This is a genomic window from Paraferrimonas sp. SM1919 (genome assembly GCF_010993985.1).
Lineage (GTDB): Bacteria > Pseudomonadota > Gammaproteobacteria > Enterobacterales > Shewanellaceae > SM1919.
Genome location: NZ_WINH01000010.1, coordinates 100,480 through 119,044 on the forward strand (window position 1 = coordinate 100,480; position 18,565 = coordinate 119,044).

Consider the following 18,565-nt stretch of genomic DNA (forward strand, 5'->3'; position numbering starts at 1 on the left):
AAGACCCATGGAACAGGCACTAAAAATTACCATAGTTGGCGGCGGCAGCGCCGGTTGGTTAAGCGCTGGATTGATTGCCAGCCAAAACCCCAATGTACAAGTCAGCTTAATAGAATCGGCCAATATTCCAACCATAGGCGTGGGCGAAGGTACCTGGCCGTCAATGCGTGAAACCTTGTCAAAAATTGGTATTGATGAAAACCAATTTTTAGCCTTTACCAATGCCAGTTTTAAACAGGGTTCGCAGTTTGTAAACTGGCATAAACCTAACAGCAATTATTACCACCCGTTTACCCAACCCATTAATTACTATCAGTTAAACTTGGGTCCCTATTGGCAGCCCCATGCTGATAAAGTGAATTTTGCGGCGGCGGTATCATCCCAAGTGGCGGTCTGTGATGCTAATTTAGCCCCGAAAACCACCATTCAAAAGCCTTACCAAGGCAGCTTAAATTATGGCTACCACCTTGATGCAGTAAAATTTGCCCAGCTTTTAACCCAGCATTGCACCCAAGTACTCAAAGTGGAGCATATTATTGGCGATGTGGTTGCTATTACTAATGATAATCTAGGCTATATCAAACAAGTGCAGCTTGAGTGTGGCAACACCATTAAAGGTGACTTATTTATAGATTGCACCGGTTCTAAATCGCTACTGTTGAATAAGCACTATGGAGTTGAATTTAAGGGGCTTGAGCATGTGTTATTAAATGACAGCGCAGTGGCGGCCCAGCAGCCCTATCAAGATCCCCAACAAGAGATTGTCTCGCATACGATATCTACCGCCACTGATATCGGTTGGATATGGGACATCGGTCTGCAAAACCGCCGCGGTACCGGCCATGTATTCAGCTCTAAACACGCCAGTTTTGAACAAGCTAAAGATGAGCTAAAAGCTTATTTAGGGGATGAACAAGAACAGCTTAGTTACCGCCATATTCAATTTAAGCCGGGCCACCATAAGACCTTTTGGCATAAAAACTGTGTCGCTATTGGCATGTCAGCAGGCTTTATTGAACCCTTAGAAGCATCAGCCTTGGCGCTGATAGAGCAGGGTGCTAACCTAGTGGCGAACCAACTGCCCCAAGACCGTAGTCATATGCAAATGCTGGCGGATATTTATAACCACACCATGCTGCGCCACTGGCAAGATATTATCGAGTTTTTAAAGCTGCACTATGTGTTATCTACTAATGACAGTGATTACTGGCAGGCGCAAAAACATCAGGACAGCATACCGACAAGTTTGCAGCAAAAATTAGCATTATGGCGTTACCAGTTACCCCATGTGATGCCGAATCAATACAACTACAACCTATTTCCATCGGCCAGTTATTTGTATGTATTACTAGGTATGGGCTGGCAGCTAAACAATACCGTCAACAACCCCAAATTACAGGCCATGGCCAATCAAAGTTTTAACGATAATGTGCGCCAAACTAATCGCTTATTATCCATGTTGCCAAGCAACAGGCAGCTCTTAAATCACTTAACGAATAACCAAAATAATAAATCAGGGACAGACAATGACTAACGTACAGTTACTGAATCAAAACGATCACCAAAACGTAAAAATTAATACCGCCCGTTCAGTTGAATTAGGCGATAACCTGTGGACCAGCATTACTTTTTTAGAAGAGTTTCGTAATGTGCAGCAGTGTTACCCAATTTTCTTCCAAAAAGATCAGCAATCGGGTCGTTTCTTGCCCCATGCCATGTTTGGTTTCCAACATAATGAAAACCTATTCCTAACTGAGCAAGGTTGGGACGCCAGCTACATTCCTGTTTCGGTAAAGCGCTTGCCATTTTTAATCGGTATGCAAAAGCAAGTGATTGATGGTAAAGAAAGAAGCAACCGTGTTATCCATATCGACATGGACAGCCCAAGGGTATCTGAGTCTCAAGGCGAGCCGCTGTTTAACCTTGATGGCAGCCCAACCGACTACCTAAAAGATGCCGGCAATATGCTTGAGCTTATGCACCATGGTCTAGAAAGCACCCAGAAGTTTATCGATGCCATTTGTGAGTTAGAATTACTCGAGTCTTTCACCCTAGACATTACCCTAAACGATGGCTCAGAAAACCAAATGATAGGTTTTTACACCATCAATGAAGACTTATTAAACGATTTAACCGCCGAGCAATTGGCAGGCCTACACAAGCAGGGCTACTTACAAGCGATTTATATGATCATTGCCTCCCAGTCTCACGTACGTGAGTTGGTGCGCCGTAAGAACGCCACTGTAATGCAGGCACAAACGGCTTAACGCTGAGCTAAGAAAAGTAATCGGATAATGGAATACATAGAACAACTGCAACCCATAGCTGAGTATCAAGCTGATGATTTGGCTAAGGTACTACCTAAATTAACGACACAAAATCAGCCGGCAGTATTTAGGGGCGTAGCCAACCATTGGCCGTTAGTGCAGCAGGCCAAACAATCCGATGAAGCCCTGCTTGATTATCTAGAGCAGGGTTACACTGGGCGTGACATTGTTGCCTATCAATTGCCAGCCGAACAGCAGGGCAGGGTGTTCTATGACGATTCTGTGCAGGGCTTTAACTACAGCTCAGCCCAAATTAAGCTCAGTCAATTATTAGGGGCGCTAGCCTCTGAGTCAGCCTCGGGTGGTAAACAGGGCTTTTACATGGGTTCTACCGAAGCTAATTCGCTGATCAATGGCTTTACGGATGCTCACCCTTTAGCCATTTCGCAAACAGAACTCACCAGTTTGTGGTTAGGTAACCGCACTCGGGTGGCGGCCCATTACGATTACCCCAATAATTTAGCCGTTTGTGGCGGTGGTCGCCGCCGCTTTACCCTGTTTCCGCCTGAACAACTCGCCAATCTTTACCCAGGGCCATTATTGTTTGCTCCAGGTGGTCAGGAAATTTCTATGGTCGATTTCGATAATCCAGATTGGCAGCAATTTCCTAAGTTTAAACAGGCTTTAGAACATGGGCTAACGGTAACCCTAGAAGCGGGTGATGCCCTGTTTATACCGAGCATGTGGTGGCACCATGTGGAAGGGCTGGATGATATTAACTTGTTAGTGACCCATTGGTGGAAACAAACCCCAAGCCAAAGTGGACGACCTATGGATGCGCTGCTACACAGTATTTTAAATATCCGCGGGCTTGATAAATTCGAGCGTAAACACTGGCAGCGGCTGTTTGATTATTATGTGTTTGCCGATAACCAACATGGGCATATTCCAGCGCAAGCCTTAGGGATATTGCAGCAACCAATTAGCGCCAAAAATAGCCAAAGACTTAGAGCTATGTTGGCTGAGAAATTAAAGTATCAATAATGGAAACCAAGCGAATGAATGCAAAACCAATAAAAAAACTGGTCATTGCTGGTGGCGGTACCGCAGGCTGGATGGCCGCAGCCACCTTCTCTAAATTAATGGGGAAAGGTTTAGACATTACCCTGGTTGAATCCGATGCCATTGGCACAGTAGGGGTAGGCGAGGCCACCATTCCTACTTTGCATAACCTACACCGAATTCTCGATATTAACGAAAAAGAATTTATGGCTAAGACTAATGCCACCATTAAGCTAGGCATTAACTTTGAAAATTGGAAAGCACAGCAGCATGAGTATTTTCATTCTTTTGGCTATTTAGGTCGTAATTCTTGGGCAACCAGCTTCCAACACTTTTGGAAAAAAGGGGTTGAGCTTGGCCTTGCCAGCCCAGAAATTGGGGACTACTGCCCCGAGCATCTAGGGGCCCGTGAAGGTCGCTATGCCATCTTAAATAAGCAGGATTTAAATTATGCCTATCACCTAGATGCCACTAAGTATGCCCAGTTCCTAAGACAAATGGCCGAAGAACATGGCTGTACCCGCATTGAAGGCATGATTGAGCAAGTGAATACCTGTAAAGAGACCGGCAATATTAGTGAACTGGTACTGCAAAGCGGTCAGGTAATTGAAGGGGATTTCTTTATCGATTGCTCCGGCTTTAAGGCATTATTGATTGAAAAAACCTTGCATGTGGGCTATCACGATTGGTCAGATATTTTGCCAATGGATAGCGCCGTTGCGGTGCAAACCCAAAAGTTAGACAATGCCCCAGCCTTTACCCGCTCAATTGCCCATGATGCCGGCTGGCAGTGGCAAATTCCACTGCAAACCCGTACCGGTAACGGCATTGTATTTTGCTCTAAATACATGACTAATGAGCAAGCCATTGACAAACTGCTCAGCAACATTAACGGCGAACCCATTAATCAACCAAGGGTGATTAACTTTAAAACCGGGACCCGTAAACAGCACTGGCACAAAAACTGTGTTGCCATTGGCCTATCTAGCGGTTTTATTGAACCATTAGAGTCCACTAGCATTCATCTATTCCAGCGCAGCATTTTACGCTTGGTACAGCTGTTTCCACAGGCCGGGTTATCCCAGCAATCTATTGATGAATTTAACAGCCAAACCCTAGAAGAAATTGAAAACGTGCGTGATTTTGTGGTGTTGCATTATCACTTAACTCAGCGTGACGATTCCCAATTTTGGCAATACTGTAAGGGCATGCAGGTGCCAGCGGGGCTAAAGCATAGAATGCAAATGTTTGAAAACACTGGCCATACGTTCAAAAAAGACATTGAGATCTTTGGTGAAAGTTCCTGGGTACAGGTGATGTTAGGTCAGGGCTTAACCCCTAAAACCTACCATCCTGCGGTAGATTTAATGCCAGAAGCTGAACTGAAAAAGTTCTTAGATAATATTGCCGAGAATGCCAAATCTAAGGTGGCGAATTGGCCATCGCATTTGCAGTTTATTGCTCATTATTGTCCGAGTAATTTCGACTAATGCATGTTAAAGCTTTTGAAGTAGGGGCAGGCAAACATCAGGCCCTACAAATATTTGATGTCGATATTGATCACCAATATTGGCGTCAATATGCCCTTAATGACGGTCAATTAGTTAAAGAGCAACAAAGTTATTACCCTGGTAAGCGGGCGCCGTTACCTAAAAAGTATGTGCAACAGCTTTTTAGTGCCATCGCGCCATATCTCTATCAGCATTTGGGTTTGACTCAAAATCATGGTTTACAGCCAACCAATGCCGTGTTCTCTGTGGTGGCTAAATCACCACAAGAATTAGCCATAAACCAAAAGTACCCACATATTGATAATACTAAAGCCAATAGCTTAGCGATTATGCATTACTTATCGGAGCATAAGCATGGGGGAACCGGGTTGTTTAGGCATAAGCAAACCGGACTTGAGCGCATTAACGCCAATGTTGAGCAACAATACCTAGCCGCCACAACAGCATCAGACTTTATCAATGATTATCAATCATCAGGTTACTTGCAGGGTAGTGATAGCCATTATGAGCTGATTCATCGTTTTGATTACTGCGATAACTCAGTGGTGGTTTACCCAGCTAATTTGCTCCATTGTGGCTTAATTAATGCCCAGCAAGACTTAAATTCACAATCGCCTAGACTCACGGCGAATGTTTTTGTTGATATTGTTTCTAAGTAAGTAAATGCATTTATCTCTATTCAGACGAACGCTAAACCATTTTAAATTACCTATTCTACTGAGTTTTAGCTGGATTGCTGTTTTTGTGGTTATTAAAGGCTTCAATGGTTACCTAGAGGTAATTGCTGAACACTACCCTATTGCAATTACCATGCTGTTTGGGTCTATGGTTGCAGGTGGTACACCATTAGGGGGAGGGGCTGTGGCATTTCCGGTCATGACCAAACTACTTGGCTATAGCCCAGAATTCGCAAAGCAATTTAGCTTAGCTATCCAAACGGTGGGAATGGGAACTGCCAGTTTCTTTATTCTGCATAAACAGATCCCAGTATACAAGCCTGTATTAATTCATACTATGCCAGCCGCGTGTCTAGGTGTGTTAAGCAGTCTGATTTTATTTTCTGATGTTTTTCCTTTGGTGGTATTAAAAGTACTATTTAGTAGCTTTTTATTATTTGTTTTTGTGGTGCTCATTAAATTGGAATATCAGCCACAAAAGCAACTAAGCCATAGTTCGATAAATGGTACAGCGAGTTTAATCGGTTTTTGTGGCGGCGTACTTAGTGGCTTAATTGGTTCAGGAGCCGATATGCTGGTGTTTGCCTTTGCCGCGTTGTTACTTGGTATTCCTCTGAGAATGGCCATTGCAACATCGGTATTAGTGATGGCGACAACTTCATTAGTGGCAACGGCATATCATTTTGTAGTCCTTAGTGGCGAGAACCAGCGATTATTGGAGTTGTTGCTTAGCGCTATTCCAGTAGTGAGCATTGGTGCTCCATTAGGGGCTTTATTATGCTATTTAATCCCTCATCGACTTTTGTTGCTTCTTATTTTGAGCTTGATAATGACCGAAGTGCTGACGACGGTTGATTTTTTGCTGCAATAAAGCGACAGTTGAAAAAAAATCTTTAATTTAAATTGCTGTTTTTTGTATTATTTGTTTGAAATTTGTACATATTGTCTATAATTTGATCTGACTTAGGAAGTTTATTCAACTAAGTTGTGCTAAATTTTTAAGTCAGACTATTAATTATACAATTTTTCGGAATTCACAAAGGAATAGCAACTATGGATGTTCGCTCTACTTTACTCCCAGTGATTTTGCTTGCAGGTGTGGGTAATGCCTATGCTGCTGATCACTCTGTTGAAACCCCTTTTTATCTTTCTGTTGAAGCTTCAAAATCTAAATTTGGCGACCTGGGAGAAGGTGTAACCTCAGTCACTGGTGTGGATGACGAAGATAATGGCTACAGCTTTGGTGTTGGTTTCGTAGCTAATGACTGGTTAGCCGTGGAAATGGGCTACGTTGATTTTGGTAAAGCCAAGCTAAAAGATGTTGCGGGTTCTTACAGTGCCACTGCACTCGAATTTACTGCTATCGCCAGCTTCGAATTTGTCGACAATGCCAGTATTTATGCGAAATTAGGTACAGCGCATTTTGATTGGGATGCACAGGGTGAAGGGGTTTTTAATGACAACAAAGACTGGACCTCTACGGTGGGTGCCGGTTTAGCTTATGACTTTAATGCTGCGTTTTCTGCCAAAATAGAGTATCAAAATTATACTAATGTTGGTGGTCCAAATATCGCCCAAACCTCTTTAGGTTTGCGCTACCGCTTTTAGGGAGAAATTTTGATGAAACAAGGAACTAAGATGAAAACCAAGTTATTAATCACTGCTTTGACGGCGGGCATTATCGCCGCTTGTGGCAGCGATAATGTTAACTTTGTAGTGGTGGATACGCCACCACCACCGGTTGAAACTATTGAAATTCAAGCGTTTGATGGCCCGGTAACCTTAATGGATACCGTGGCTAATTGTGGTAGTACTTCTTACAATGGTACCCCAACAGACATTAATGGATATAGTTATTTCTCAAGTAATACTGCTGGAGACGTAGTAAATACGCCACAAAACTGTAGCTACACCTTTACTGCTAGCACTGAATCAGTGGATGCTGCTAATGGTAAGTCGATGGCTGGGGCAGTATATAAAGCGCCAATAGGTATGTTTGCGGTGGGACAACCTAAAGCGGCATCACCGGTGACAACCCTACTGACTAATATATTAGGTGATCAGCCTTATGATGACTCAACAGCGTCTGAGTTGATTGAAGATTTAGGCCTAGGAACAGCCTTATCTGAAGCGGGTGTAAGTGTGATTGAATTTCTTTCAAACCCGGAAGAGTCGATCGAGACCATTAAGGCGCTTGCAACCCCAGGCTCATACTCTAGGGTAGTAACTGTGACTCAGGCTCTACACGATGTATTGATTGCAGCCCCTGATGGCGCAACACCGGAGCAAATGGTGACGGTAACTAACAATGCCACAGCTGTGGTTTTGAGGGACTACCCTAATTTTCCAGAAAGTAATGGTGAGCAAGTTTACTTTGATATTAAATCTGCTTTAGTGACGCCTACCCTTCCAGGTAAAACATTATTCGATGAAGTTGCCGAAAAACTTTGGACTCCAGAAGAGGTCAACGCCGTTGGTGGGGTTGGTGTAAGTCCGGCTAAACCATGTGATGAAAACTCTGGCACGGCAGGCTGTCAGGTGCAGGAAACACCTGAGTGTCAAGCGCCAGCCGTTTGGGATGAAGACAGATTGGAATGTATGTTACCAGATGGTGGGTTGGGTACAGGCTCAGGCTCAGGTTCGGGTACTGGCGGCAGTGGCGGCGGAACAGGTGGTTAATGCCAATTGAGTACCTTTTGAAACCGCTTGGGGCAACCCAAGCGGTTTTTGTTTTTTTTGTGTTGAATTGGTGTAGCCACACTTGTGGTAGCAATGCTGTGGGGATGTTGCTGGGAACATTAATACCTTAGGTTTTGTGATCTGGGTCGCTAAAAAAATGTGAACTATTGCATACAATAGCCATCGTTGAGGGGTTAGCCTCAGGATAAATAAATTATTCTAAATAGGGTAAATGATGAAAAAGTTTTTAGTTTTAGCAGCGGCAGCTGTTATGGGCTTAAGCGCACAAGCACAAGCTGAATACAAGTATGGTTTTGGTAGCATGTATCTTGATTACCAACACTGGCGTGATGGTGCAAACCCAATTACAGGACCAGGTGGTCAAGATCGTGCGTCTGGTCGTAACCAAGCGGTATTAGGTCTTGAAGGTGGTGCTGGTTTCTCTTGGGGTGAAGTTTACGGCTTCTATGATCACGAGAACATTGGTACTGCAGGTGAGAAAGAGAAAACTTCCGTTAAAGGTTCTGCTCACATCTACCTAGGTGATTCTGGTCTGTCTGCTTACGGTCAATTTTACAACCACGCTAACGCTAATGCTTCAGAGCATAACCAAGTATTAGGTCTAGGTTACACTGGGCTTGCAGGTAAAGGTTGGTTCTTCAAGCCTTGGATTGGTATGCACCAAATCCACAAGCGCGAAAACTATGGCTCAGCATTCAACTATTCTGGCGACAACGGTTATATGGCTGGTTGGTCGGCAATGTACCGCTTCAACGAAGATTGGTCATTCGTAAACTGGAACGAAATTGAATTTGACCGTGCTAAAGAAGTAGCAGCTGTTGAAGGTGGTGATTCATCTATTCAAGGTGCGGCGATCATCTTCTACCACCTAACTCAAAACTTCAAAATGGGCGTTCAGTACCGTTACTTTGAAAACAAGTTAGGCGTTTTCGGTTCGTCTTCAGGCACACAACACTACGGTGATGCACTAATTTACCGTATTGCTTACGATTTCTAATAAAACTTAGAACTTGTTAACAAATTTTAAAAGGTGAGCGCTAGCTCACCTTTTTTGTTTTCAAAATAAGATTTAATACGCATAAATAAAAGTAACTTGAATGGGTTTAATCCTTCCTGTTCTAAGCTAAAATATACAGATTCTTAATTCTTTATTGAGGCCTCCAATGACCGATCTACAGCAAGCCGCTAAATTAGCAATCAGCTTCATGGACCTAACCACACTTAACGATGACGATACTGATGCGAAAGTGATTGCGTTATGCGAACAAGCGAACTCTCCAGCAGGTAAAACCGCTGCAATTTGTATTTACCCACGCTTTATCCCTATTGCCCGCAAAACCCTAAAAGCCAATGGTTGTGAAGACGTAGCCATTGCCACAGTAACGAACTTCCCACATGGCAACGACGACGTTGAAATTGCCGTAGCTGAAACCCGTGCTGCCATTGCCTACGGTGCCGACGAAGTAGACGTAGTGTTCCCATACCGTGCCCTTATGGCGGGCAATGAAGAAGTAGGTTTTGAACTAGTTAAGGCCTGTAAAGCTGCCTGTGGCGACAAAATGCTGAAAGTGATCATCGAATCTGGTGAGTTAAAAACCGAAGAGCTAATTGCAAAAGCCTCTGAAATTTCAATTAAAGCTGGTGCCGACTTTATTAAAACATCTACCGGTAAAGTACCAGTAAACGCGACCCTAGAAGCAGCGAAAATCATGCTCAAAGCCATTAAAGAGCACAACCCTGAAGTGGGCTTTAAAGCCGCTGGTGGTGTTAAAGACGCACAGACTGCAGCTGATTATATGCAAGCGGCGATCGATACTTTAGGTCAAGAGTGGTTAACCAAAGACAAGTATCGTTTTGGCGCATCAAGCCTACTTGCTAACTTATTAGCAACTTTAGGTTACGGCGAAGCCAACACTGACAAAAATGCGTACTAATACTACTAACTAACGTTGAGCCTTTAAGATGTTTTTAGCCCAAGAAGTTATCCGTTCAAAGCGTAACGGTAATAAGCTAAGCAAAGCCGAAATCGAGTTTTTTGTTAAAGGGATTAGCGACAATTCAATTTCTGAAGGTCAAGTAGCGGCCTTCGCCATGGCCACTTTCTTTAATGATATGGACATGGACGAGCGGGTAGCTTTAACGGCGGCCATGCGTGATTCTGGCGATACTATTGATTGGTCGCAAATGCACTTTGATGGCCCCGTGGTAGACAAACATTCTACCGGTGGGGTAGGTGATTTAACCAGCCTAGTGCTAGGGCCATTAGTCGCCGCCTGTGGTGGTTATGTGCCTATGATTTCTGGCCGTGGCCTTGGGCATACCGGTGGCACCCTAGATAAGCTAGACGCCATTAAAGGTTACCAAACCGAAGTCTCTAACGCTCAGTTTGAAAAAGTAGTAAAACAAGCAGGCATTGCCATTATTGGTCAGTCGGCGTCGTTAGCGCCAGCGGATAAACGTTTATACGGTATTCGTGATGTCACCGCTACGGTTGACTCCATTGCCATGATCACTTCTTCTATTTTGTCGAAGAAATTAGCTGCTGGGCTAGAGTCGTTAGTCATGGACGTTAAAGTTGGCAGTGGTGCCTTTATGCCAACCATGGAGCAATCCATTGCCTTGGCAGAATCGATTGTGGGTGTGGGCACAGGTGCCGGCACGCCAACCAATGCCCTGCTGACAGACATGAATCAGGTGTTAGCGTCAAGTGCTGGTAACGCAGTAGAAATTCGTGAAACCCTAGCATTTCTAAAGAATGAACCTGTAAACCCGCGTTTGCGTGAGGTGACCCTAGCCCTAGCTACACAAATGCTACTGATTTCAGGCCTTGCCAGTGATGAACAACAGGCCCAAGCTAAACTAGAGCAAGCATTAACCAGCGGTAAAGCATTAGAACAATTTGCTAAAATGGTAACAGGTTTAGGTGGTGCGACCGATTTTGTTGAAAAACCAGATCTGTACCTACCACAAGCGAAAATCATTCGCCCGGTATACGCCCAGCAAGCTGGCTTTATTCAAACGATGGATACCCGCGCTATGGGTATGGCTGTGGTAGCCTTAGGTGGTGGACGTTCGCATCCAAGCCAAAGCTTAGATTACAGCGTAGGTTTAACGGATATTTGTAGCCTAGGTGATAAGCTAGATAGTCATACGCCAATTGCGATGGTGCACGCAAACAGTGAAGACACTTTCAATGCGGCACAAAAGTCTATATTATCCGCCATCCAATTAGGTGATTCACAAGTTGAACAACCGACTCAAGTCTACCAAGTGATTAACGGAAAGGCTTAATAAAGAGGTTCTTAATGAAACGAGCAATAATTTTAATGATGGATTCTTTCGGCCTTGGCGCTACCGTTGATGCTGAAAAATTTGGTGATGTTGGTTCAAACACGTTTGCCCACATTGCAGAGCACTGTGCCCAAGGTTTAGCCGATGACGGCCGCGAAGGCCCATTAAAATTACCAAACCTAACTAAATTAGGTTTATTTCATGCTGGTTTTGAAAGCTCGAACAAGTGGGCACCTGGCTTAGACGAATCGATTAGCGTGACTGGTGCTTACGGCCATGCCGCTGAAATTAGCTCAGGCAAAGACACCCCAAGTGGTCACTGGGAAATGGCCGGTGTGCCAGTATTGTTTGAGTGGGGATACTTCACTGATAAACAAAACTCGTTCCCGAAAGAGCTAACTGACAAAATTTTAGCCCGTGCCGAGTTAGAAGGCTTCCTAGGAAACTGCCACGGCAGTGGTACTGTGATCCTAGACGAGCTGGGTGAACAGCACATGAACTCGGGCTTGCCGATTTTCTACACCTCGGTAGATTCGGTGTTCCAAATTGCCTGTCACGAAGAAACTTTCGGCCTAGACAACCTATACAAGCTTTGTGAAATTGCCCGTGAAGAGCTAGAGCCATATAACATTGGCCGTGTGATTGCGCGTCCATTTATTGGCAATAAAGCTGACGGTTTTGCCCGTACCGGCAACCGTAAAGACTATTCAATTGAGCCACCTGCAAAAACAGTTTTAGAAAAACTGGCGGAAGCTGGCGGTGAAGTGGTTAGCGTGGGTAAAATTGCTGACATTTATGCCCATAAAGGTCTAACCCAAAAGGTTAAAGCTTCAGAGTTGCCAAATCTATTTGATGCAACCCTAGAGCAAGTGAAAAAAGCGGGTGACAACACCATTGTATTCACCAACTTTGTCGATTTCGATTCTCACTATGGTCATCGTCGTGATGTAGCGGGTTATGCCCGTGCACTCGAGTACTTTGATGCCCGTCTGCCAGAGCTATTCGAGCTATTAAACGAAGATGATTTAGTGATTATCACCGCAGACCATGGTTGCGACCCAACTTGGCCAGGCACGGATCACACCCGTGAACACGTACCTGTGATTGCCTTTGGTGCAGGACTCGCGGCAGGTTCATTAGGCCGTCGTGACACCTTTGCCGATATTGGTCAATCAATCGCATCCTATTTCGACCTAGAGCCAATGGCTTACGGTCAATCGTTTTTATCAAACTAATTAGAGGTCAATCAATGGCTACTCCACATATTAATGCTCCAGAAGGCGCTTTTGCTGAAACTGTTCTATTTCCAGGTGATCCACTGCGTGCCAAGTATATTGCAGAAACTTTCTTAGAAGATGCAGTTCAAGTGACAGACGTCCGTAATATGTTTGGTTTCACCGGAACATATAAAGGCAAGCGCATCTCTGTAATGGGTTCTGGTATGGGGATCCCTTCAGCATCGATCTATGCAAAAGAACTGATCACAGAATATGGCGTTAAAAACCTAATCCGTGTGGGGTCATGTGGTGCCATTAGCCACGACGTAAAAGTTCGTGATGTGATTATCGGTATGGGTGCTGCAACTGACTCTAAAGTAAACCGTATGCGTTTTGGTGGTCACGATTTCGCAGCTATCGCTGACTACGGCCTACTAAACGCAGTAGTTGAATCAGCGAAAAAGCAAAACATTGCAACCCGCATTGGTAATGTTTTCTCTGCTGATCTTTTCTACTCTCCAGATCCTAGCATGTTCGATACCATGGAAAAAATGGGTATTCTAGGGGTGGAAATGGAAGCTGCAGGCCTTTACGGTGTCGCAGCTGAATTTGGTGCAAAAGCATTATGTGTGGTAACCGTTTCTGATCATATCCGCACTGGTGAAGCGACCACAGCAGAAGAGCGTCAAACTACCTTCAACGATATGATTGAAATGACTTTAGAAGCAACACTGACGCTTTAATCGATATTGCTGATAGAATAAAAAGCCGAGCGCTGCTGCCCTCGGCTTTTTTGTTAGTCTTCTAAAAGTAGCGGTAAGCTGTCCAAGCCTAGGTTTTGGATCGCGGTGTCGGCAGCATCAACCAAAGCGGCTTTACCATGGTAAGCAATACCAACTGCAGCCTGTTTGATCATTGGAATATCATTAGCGCCATCCCCAATCGCTACGGTTTGACCGACTTTAATATTAAATTGCGCAGCTAATTTTAGTAAAACTTGGGCTTTATAGTTGGCATCAACAACTTGACCAGAAACCGTGCCAAGTAAAATGCCGTCGCCAACGTCCAAATGATTGGCAAAAGCGGCATCAAGTTGCAATTGCTGTTTCAGCTGCTCAACAAAAGGAACAAAACCACCTGAGGCCACTGCCACTATCCAGCCGTGTTGTTTTAGTCTTGCGACCATAGCCTCAATACCCGGCATTAAAGGCAGATCGGAGCATAATTGTTTAATAAAGTTTTCATCTGCGCCTTTAAGTTTACTTACTCTTTGTCTTAGGCTCTGTTCAAAGTCTAATTGCCCCGCCATTGCTTGAGCGGTGACCGCTGCAACTTCTTGACCGACACCCGCTAATAAGGCCAATTCATCAATACATTCGATTGTAATAGCGGTCGAGTCCATATCCATCAACAATAGCCCTGGCTCGGATAAGCTTGCAGTCAATGTATCTTCGCAGACAACTTCTGTTTGTTGATCCACCATCCAAGTTAAATCCACATCTTGTGGTAAGGCAATTCTCCAACCGTAGCAACGTCCACATGGTTGCAGAGGTTTTACCGCTACTTCTGAACTGAGTTGTTGGAGTAGTGTCTCTATAGCATTTGAGTTGTAACTAAGTAGGCGCTTAAAGATAAAGTGCTCAGGCGCATCCTCAATTGGCAGAAGAGTTAATTGAGCAAATGTCGCTTTGCTGGTGGGGTTGGTTAACCATTGTTGAATTTGTGTCATTAAGAAACTCGTGTTCACTTAGCCTAAGCCGAGATTTATTATTTTGATGTATTATTAAATATTGATAACCGAGTTACTAGCAGAACATTGATGAAAATATTTACACGTTTAAATAGAGTCCAAAAAACTCAGCGTTTATTGGCTATTATTGCCAGTCTTGCGTTAGTGACGGTGAGCTTTGCTTATTTGAGAGAGGCTGAAGACAACGTTAGTAAATTGGTCCAGCAGCAAAGCTTTAATATAATGACTAATATGACACAACAGCTAGGATTGGCACTAGCCCCACTTTTACAAGAGAAAAAAGTAGAGCAATTACAATGGTTAACTGATACATGGGTCAAGGATCCTCAACTTCATAGCATCAGTATTTTCCAAAATAATGGTAAATTACTGGTGCATTCAGTGAATTATCAGGGGGCTGATACTGTTAATGAGCAACAACTTATTACTATTGAGCAAGCTTCCCAGTTAATTGTCAGCCCTATCAACTGGCAGACTAATGATATTGGTTATATAAGATGCTATTTCGCTAAAGATGCTTTTAGCGAAGCGTTAATGATCCCCTTACGAGACGCTAAGGATCAGCAAATACTCTTATTCGCGTTTATTTTTATTACTGGTTTTTTATTAAGCCAAGTGGTATCAGTGAAAAGAGCCAAATATCAAGTCTATAAAAATACCCAAAAGTAATGTTATATAAGTTGAAAAACCTGCCATTAACATAGTAACTGGTTGTTTTTATTTACTTTGTTTTCCTCATTTATGTTTCGTTGAAAAAATTTAATTTTTTTGTCAACCAATTTAAAACGGCTGCGTTAGTAGTTATTAAAGTGGCTTAATCATTTCTCAATAGTTACCTAAAAAAGTCACCGAAGATTAAAAATTATTTAAGTTTTAAAATTAAATGGTCGTTGTATCTACTTTGTGTACCCTGTTAAATTGTTGATTTTAAAGGGAAAGTTAGATGATCGGTTTAGGGTTAGCACTATTTGTGTCAAAATTTGGAGATAATAATAATGACATTTAACAAATCAAAAATGGTTTCAGCACTAGCGATGGCTGGTATTCTTACTTTAACTGGTTGCGAATCTGATGAAGCTAAAGAAGCAGTGTTCTCATTAGGTGTGAGTGATGCACCAGTCGAAAATGCTGAAGAAGTAAATATTGAGCTTGATCAAGTTAAACTTATCCCGATGAACGAAGATGGTTCAGAAAAAGGTGAAGAAGTAATTGTAGATACTTTCACCAACGAAGCGGGTGAAGAAGTTGATACTATCCAAGTGAATCTTCTTGATTTCCAAGGTACTAGCCAAATAAAAATCATTGATGAAACTCAAAATATTCAGTTAGATGCTGGTAATTACGAGATGGAACTTGTTGTTGTAGATGCGGGTTCTTATGTTATTGAACAAGGTGACTCTGCTCAACAACCTATTAAAATCCCAAGCAGCCGTTTACGTTTAGGTGAGTTTGAAGTTGCAAGTCAATATGTACAAGTGGGTGATACCCCAGCTTATACTCTTGAATTCGATTTAACTCAATCATTAGTACAACGTGGCAATGCTATTACCAACAATGGCTATATTGTTAAGCCACACGGTGTTCGTATTGTTAGCCAGTACGGTGATATTTCTGGTACTGTTGCTGGTGATTACACTAACTTAGGTACTTGTAGCGTTTACGTTTATGCTGGTGATGTAGTTGAATATGGCGACTTATTTGATGCAAACGATGACATTTTTGATGCACCAGTTGAAGAGATTACAGCTGCAGCACCATTAGCAACCGTAAAAGTTGCTGATGATGGTTCTTACTCTATTGGTTTTGTGGCCCCTGGCGACTACCAAGCGGCACTATATTGTAGCGTAGTAGAAGACAACAACGTTCAGTTTGATGGATTAACAATTCCTGCTGCGGGCGAAATCACTCCAGATGTTGTGAGCTTTAGTGTGGCTAATCAAGAATCTGTTACTGTAAACTTTGACGCACCAGCTGCGCAATAAGTTTAAATAACTGAATTAAACAAAGCTTACTCAATTGAGTATAAAGCTGAAGGGTTAACTTAAACCATATTTTCAGCAAAATATAATCCCAAGCAGTTGTTACTGTTTGGGATTTTTTATGTTTATAGCAGAGCTGTGGGGAAAAGCACTGTCCTTGGTCTTAATATAATGGCTGTTGCTGAAATCATGTTCTATTGCCTGGATTGATCTGAGAATATTGTCGAGCCCAGCTTCCATAAAAGGGACTAAGCCTTAGCCGCACAGAGGTTGCTATCTGTTATCCATGGCATTCATTTAATTGTTTAGGATTTCTTATAAATTTTATGTGTGTGCTTACTTCCTTGTTTTCTACTGACAGTTCGGTGTTTTTAAAAATAGGAATATTAATAATTGATAAAAATTAACTGATTATTAAATTTAGCTCACCGGTATTATTGTTCCTTGGGTTTGGTTGGTGTATTATTGATTTATCAGGTAAAAGTGCTTTTTATCTATAAAAACATTAATCACAACAAAGTTCGTAACAGAAAGGATTCGGTTTATGACAAGTTTGTTTACTCCCTCACAAATAAAGCTGGGTTCTCTTTTGGGGGGGCCAATGGCATCGTTGTATCTGCTACATCATGCCATGCAGGCAATCGGCCGTGATTCTTTAGCTGTTAAAGTTAAATGGATAGGAGGATTAGTGATCGTTAGTTTGTTGATCGCTACCCCCTTTGTGCCTCAATATCTGCCATATATAGTAACTTGTTTTGTCAGTTTTTTGCTGGTGATGTTACTGTTGAAAAAATGTTACCTGACTAAGCAAGCAATCATTAAGTCACAGCTCTATTCCCCCCATTCTAACTGGTTTGTTAGTTATATTATTGTGACTTCGATAGTTTTGATGTTTTCATTATCTTATTTAAGTGTCAGTTTTTTCTTGCCAAATAGTCGCGTGATAAATAATTTAGTTAATGATTTTAATGGTAATGGCTTGCCGACAAGCGTTTCGATACTGGAGATTAAAGCCAGTAAAGATAATTATGGCGAGGGAATTATTTTTGACTTTAAGTTGCATGCGGATGCTGTGTTGGATATTGAAATGGCGACGGATGATGAGATAAAAGAAATTGCGCTTGAAATGATTGACAAAAGTATCATAGATTATTTACTTAAAAGAAATATTTACATTATTTTTAATTTTAGAGGGCAGTCCAATATGCCTGTTAATCAGGTTGTGTTGTCAAATAGGATAGATTATTAAATATGAACTCTATCTATTGTATATAAATAAAGCTAATGGGTAAAAAAATGGATTTAAAACCTTTTCTGATGTTATTTATGGTAAGTACTATATTGTCGGGATGTTGGGTCGATAATGATTTTAAAGCTAGAAAGAAACAATATTTTAAAGACTACAAAGAGATAGTTGAAGAAAGTGTTGAAATTAGAACTCTACAAGATGAAATGGAGCAGCATCAAAAAAGGGTAGAAATACTGCAAAAGTTTAAATTACTGTCAAATAAGTATATAACGGAAGATAATCCTGAGGATTTTAACTTTCAAGTGTATTTAGATACTTTTATCTATCAATACATATTGCATGAAATTAATGAGATCTATACAAAACACCAAAACTTTAATAGCAAATTTAAAATAGAATCGAGCAAATCGTTTTTTCATTTACAAGAGAATGAAAGGCTGGTGAATGAGCTGGTGGCCTTTTTAAATAAGAGAGTTGGTAATTTGTCTGATCTTAGGCAACAGCTAAGATCTAGACTGTTCACAGATGAACTTGATAAGCAACAACGTGTTAAGTTATGGAACCATATTGTTAGAGCAACTCAATCAGTTTGGTATGTAAATAAGTATGACTTATTGGATATGTTGTATAAAGCAAAATTGACACAGGCGGCGATCATTACCTTGAAGAAGTATCCTGATAGTTTTGATTTTGAGGGCAGTGATATTATTTGGAAAAATGCTGAAGCTGCCAATCATCACTTTAAATTAAGGCAACAATTAATTGATGAGTGGGAAAAGAAAAGAATTTATTATGGTAGATTTAGCTAGTAAATATTGCACAAAATAAAACGCTGAAGGTGTTCGGCAAAGCAATCATGTGA

General features: G+C 42.1%; 18 protein-coding genes. 17 read left to right on the forward strand and 1 reads right to left on the reverse strand.

Annotated elements, in window-relative coordinates:
* The first annotated feature begins 7 nt into the window (after window positions 1–7).
* The 13 genes from GFB48_RS07925 to deoD all read left to right on the forward strand — a co-directional run bounded on the left by GFB48_RS07925 (window position 8) and on the right by deoD (window position 13,468).
* Window positions 8–1,534 (forward strand): tryptophan halogenase family protein, encoded by a 1,527-nt coding sequence (locus tag GFB48_RS07925; protein WP_163933623.1) that lies wholly within the window; start codon window positions 8–10, stop codon window positions 1,532–1,534.
* Window positions 1,527–2,267 (forward strand): SapC family protein, encoded by a 741-nt coding sequence (locus GFB48_RS07930; protein ID WP_163933625.1) that lies wholly within the window; start codon window positions 1,527–1,529, stop codon window positions 2,265–2,267. The genes GFB48_RS07925 and GFB48_RS07930 overlap by 8 nt, the downstream gene beginning before the upstream one ends.
* A 27-nt stretch (window positions 2,268–2,294) precedes the next feature.
* Window positions 2,295–3,311: a cupin-like domain-containing protein gene (locus GFB48_RS07935; RefSeq protein WP_163933628.1), complete on the forward strand. Its 1,017-nt coding sequence runs from the start codon at window positions 2,295–2,297 to the stop codon at window positions 3,309–3,311.
* A gap of 14 nt (window positions 3,312–3,325) precedes the next feature.
* Window positions 3,326–4,819 carry a tryptophan halogenase family protein gene (locus GFB48_RS07940; RefSeq protein ID WP_163933631.1) on the forward strand — a complete coding sequence of 498 codons (1,494 nt, stop codon included), beginning with the start codon at window positions 3,326–3,328 and terminating at the stop codon, window positions 4,817–4,819.
* Window positions 4,819–5,499: a DUF6445 family protein gene (locus tag GFB48_RS07945; RefSeq protein ID WP_163933634.1), complete on the forward strand. Its 681-nt coding sequence runs from the start codon at window positions 4,819–4,821 to the stop codon at window positions 5,497–5,499. The genes GFB48_RS07940 and GFB48_RS07945 overlap by 1 nt, the downstream gene beginning before the upstream one ends.
* 4 nt (window positions 5,500–5,503) lie before the next feature.
* The gene (locus GFB48_RS07950; protein ID WP_163933637.1) at window positions 5,504–6,388 is read left to right on the forward strand and encodes a sulfite exporter TauE/SafE family protein; all 885 of its coding nucleotides are present in this window, start codon (window positions 5,504–5,506) and stop codon (window positions 6,386–6,388) included.
* A gap of 182 nt (window positions 6,389–6,570) precedes the next feature.
* Window positions 6,571–7,125 (forward strand): outer membrane beta-barrel protein, encoded by a 555-nt coding sequence (locus GFB48_RS07955; RefSeq protein WP_163933640.1) that lies wholly within the window; start codon window positions 6,571–6,573, stop codon window positions 7,123–7,125.
* A 30-nt stretch (window positions 7,126–7,155) separates the two neighbouring features.
* Entirely contained in the window at window positions 7,156–8,196 is a 1,041-nt protein-coding gene (locus GFB48_RS07960) for a hypothetical protein (RefSeq protein WP_163933642.1), read from the forward strand.
* A gap of 232 nt (window positions 8,197–8,428) precedes the next feature.
* Window positions 8,429–9,214, forward strand: coding sequence for an outer membrane protein OmpK (locus GFB48_RS07965; RefSeq protein ID WP_163933645.1), 786 nt, complete (start codon window positions 8,429–8,431; stop codon window positions 9,212–9,214).
* Between the two features lie 166 nt (window positions 9,215–9,380).
* Entirely contained in the window at window positions 9,381–10,151 is a 771-nt protein-coding gene (gene deoC, locus GFB48_RS07970) for a deoxyribose-phosphate aldolase (protein WP_163933648.1), read from the forward strand.
* Window positions 10,152–10,179: 28 nt separating this feature from the next.
* On the forward strand, window positions 10,180–11,508 hold the full coding sequence (gene deoA / locus GFB48_RS07975) for a thymidine phosphorylase (RefSeq protein ID WP_163933651.1): 1,329 nt from the start codon (window positions 10,180–10,182) through the stop codon (window positions 11,506–11,508).
* 14 nt (window positions 11,509–11,522) lie between these two features.
* Window positions 11,523–12,743, forward strand: a complete 1,221-nt coding sequence (locus GFB48_RS07980) for a phosphopentomutase (RefSeq protein WP_163933654.1) — start codon at window positions 11,523–11,525, stop codon at window positions 12,741–12,743.
* A 14-nt stretch (window positions 12,744–12,757) separates the two neighbouring features.
* Window positions 12,758–13,468, forward strand: coding sequence for a purine-nucleoside phosphorylase (gene deoD, locus GFB48_RS07985; protein ID WP_163933657.1), 711 nt, complete (start codon window positions 12,758–12,760; stop codon window positions 13,466–13,468).
* Window positions 13,469–13,521: 53 nt separating this feature from the next.
* Here deoD and serB read toward each other — a convergent pair whose 3' ends face one another.
* Window positions 13,522–14,454 carry a phosphoserine phosphatase SerB gene (serB, locus tag GFB48_RS07990; protein ID WP_163933660.1) on the reverse strand — a complete coding sequence of 311 codons (933 nt, stop codon included), beginning with the start codon at window positions 14,452–14,454 and terminating at the stop codon, window positions 13,522–13,524.
* A gap of 90 nt (window positions 14,455–14,544) precedes the next feature.
* On the opposite strand from serB, the gene GFB48_RS07995 reads away from it, so the two are divergent.
* From GFB48_RS07995 to GFB48_RS08010, 4 genes are all read left to right on the forward strand, one after another.
* Window positions 14,545–15,144, forward strand: coding sequence for an AhpA/YtjB family protein (locus tag GFB48_RS07995; protein ID WP_163933664.1), 600 nt, complete (start codon window positions 14,545–14,547; stop codon window positions 15,142–15,144).
* 326 nt (window positions 15,145–15,470) lie between these two features.
* A complete protein-coding gene (locus tag GFB48_RS08000) occupies window positions 15,471–16,457 on the forward strand; it encodes a DUF4382 domain-containing protein (protein ID WP_163933667.1) in 987 nt (328 codons plus the stop codon).
* A gap of 541 nt (window positions 16,458–16,998) precedes the next feature.
* The gene (locus GFB48_RS08005) at window positions 16,999–17,703 is read left to right on the forward strand and encodes a hypothetical protein (RefSeq protein ID WP_163933670.1); all 705 of its coding nucleotides are present in this window, start codon (window positions 16,999–17,001) and stop codon (window positions 17,701–17,703) included.
* Window positions 17,704–17,750: 47 nt separating this feature from the next.
* Complete coding sequence (locus GFB48_RS08010) at window positions 17,751–18,512, forward strand: hypothetical protein (RefSeq protein WP_163933673.1); 762 nt, start codon at window positions 17,751–17,753, stop codon at window positions 18,510–18,512.
* Window positions 18,513–18,565: the final 53 nt, after the last annotated feature.

Bases quoted from the DNA above. Each gene is read 5' to 3' on its own strand.
- GFB48_RS07925 (WP_163933623.1), top strand. From the start codon at position 8: ATGGAACAGGCACTAAAAATTACCATAGTTGGCGGCGGCAGCGCCGGT.
- GFB48_RS07930 (WP_163933625.1), top strand. From the start codon at position 1,527: ATGACTAACGTACAGTTACTGAATCAAAACGATCACCAAAACGTAAAA.
- GFB48_RS07935 (WP_163933628.1), top strand. From the start codon at position 2,295: ATGGAATACATAGAACAACTGCAACCCATAGCTGAGTATCAAGCTGAT.
- GFB48_RS07940 (WP_163933631.1), top strand. From the start codon at position 3,326: ATGAATGCAAAACCAATAAAAAAACTGGTCATTGCTGGTGGCGGTACC.
- GFB48_RS07945 (WP_163933634.1), top strand. From the start codon at position 4,819: ATGCATGTTAAAGCTTTTGAAGTAGGGGCAGGCAAACATCAGGCCCTA.
- GFB48_RS07950 (WP_163933637.1), top strand. From the start codon at position 5,504: ATGCATTTATCTCTATTCAGACGAACGCTAAACCATTTTAAATTACCT.
- GFB48_RS07955 (WP_163933640.1), top strand. From the start codon at position 6,571: ATGGATGTTCGCTCTACTTTACTCCCAGTGATTTTGCTTGCAGGTGTG.
- GFB48_RS07960 (WP_163933642.1), top strand. From the start codon at position 7,156: ATGAAAACCAAGTTATTAATCACTGCTTTGACGGCGGGCATTATCGCC.
- GFB48_RS07965 (WP_163933645.1), top strand. From the start codon at position 8,429: ATGATGAAAAAGTTTTTAGTTTTAGCAGCGGCAGCTGTTATGGGCTTA.
- deoC (WP_163933648.1), top strand. From the start codon at position 9,381: ATGACCGATCTACAGCAAGCCGCTAAATTAGCAATCAGCTTCATGGAC.
- deoA (WP_163933651.1), top strand. From the start codon at position 10,180: ATGTTTTTAGCCCAAGAAGTTATCCGTTCAAAGCGTAACGGTAATAAG.
- GFB48_RS07980 (WP_163933654.1), top strand. From the start codon at position 11,523: ATGAAACGAGCAATAATTTTAATGATGGATTCTTTCGGCCTTGGCGCT.
- deoD (WP_163933657.1), top strand. From the start codon at position 12,758: ATGGCTACTCCACATATTAATGCTCCAGAAGGCGCTTTTGCTGAAACT.
- serB (WP_163933660.1), bottom strand. From the start codon at position 14,454: ATGACACAAATTCAACAATGGTTAACCAACCCCACCAGCAAAGCGACA.
- GFB48_RS07995 (WP_163933664.1), top strand. From the start codon at position 14,545: ATGAAAATATTTACACGTTTAAATAGAGTCCAAAAAACTCAGCGTTTA.
- GFB48_RS08000 (WP_163933667.1), top strand. From the start codon at position 15,471: ATGACATTTAACAAATCAAAAATGGTTTCAGCACTAGCGATGGCTGGT.
- GFB48_RS08005 (WP_163933670.1), top strand. From the start codon at position 16,999: ATGACAAGTTTGTTTACTCCCTCACAAATAAAGCTGGGTTCTCTTTTG.
- GFB48_RS08010 (WP_163933673.1), top strand. From the start codon at position 17,751: ATGGATTTAAAACCTTTTCTGATGTTATTTATGGTAAGTACTATATTG.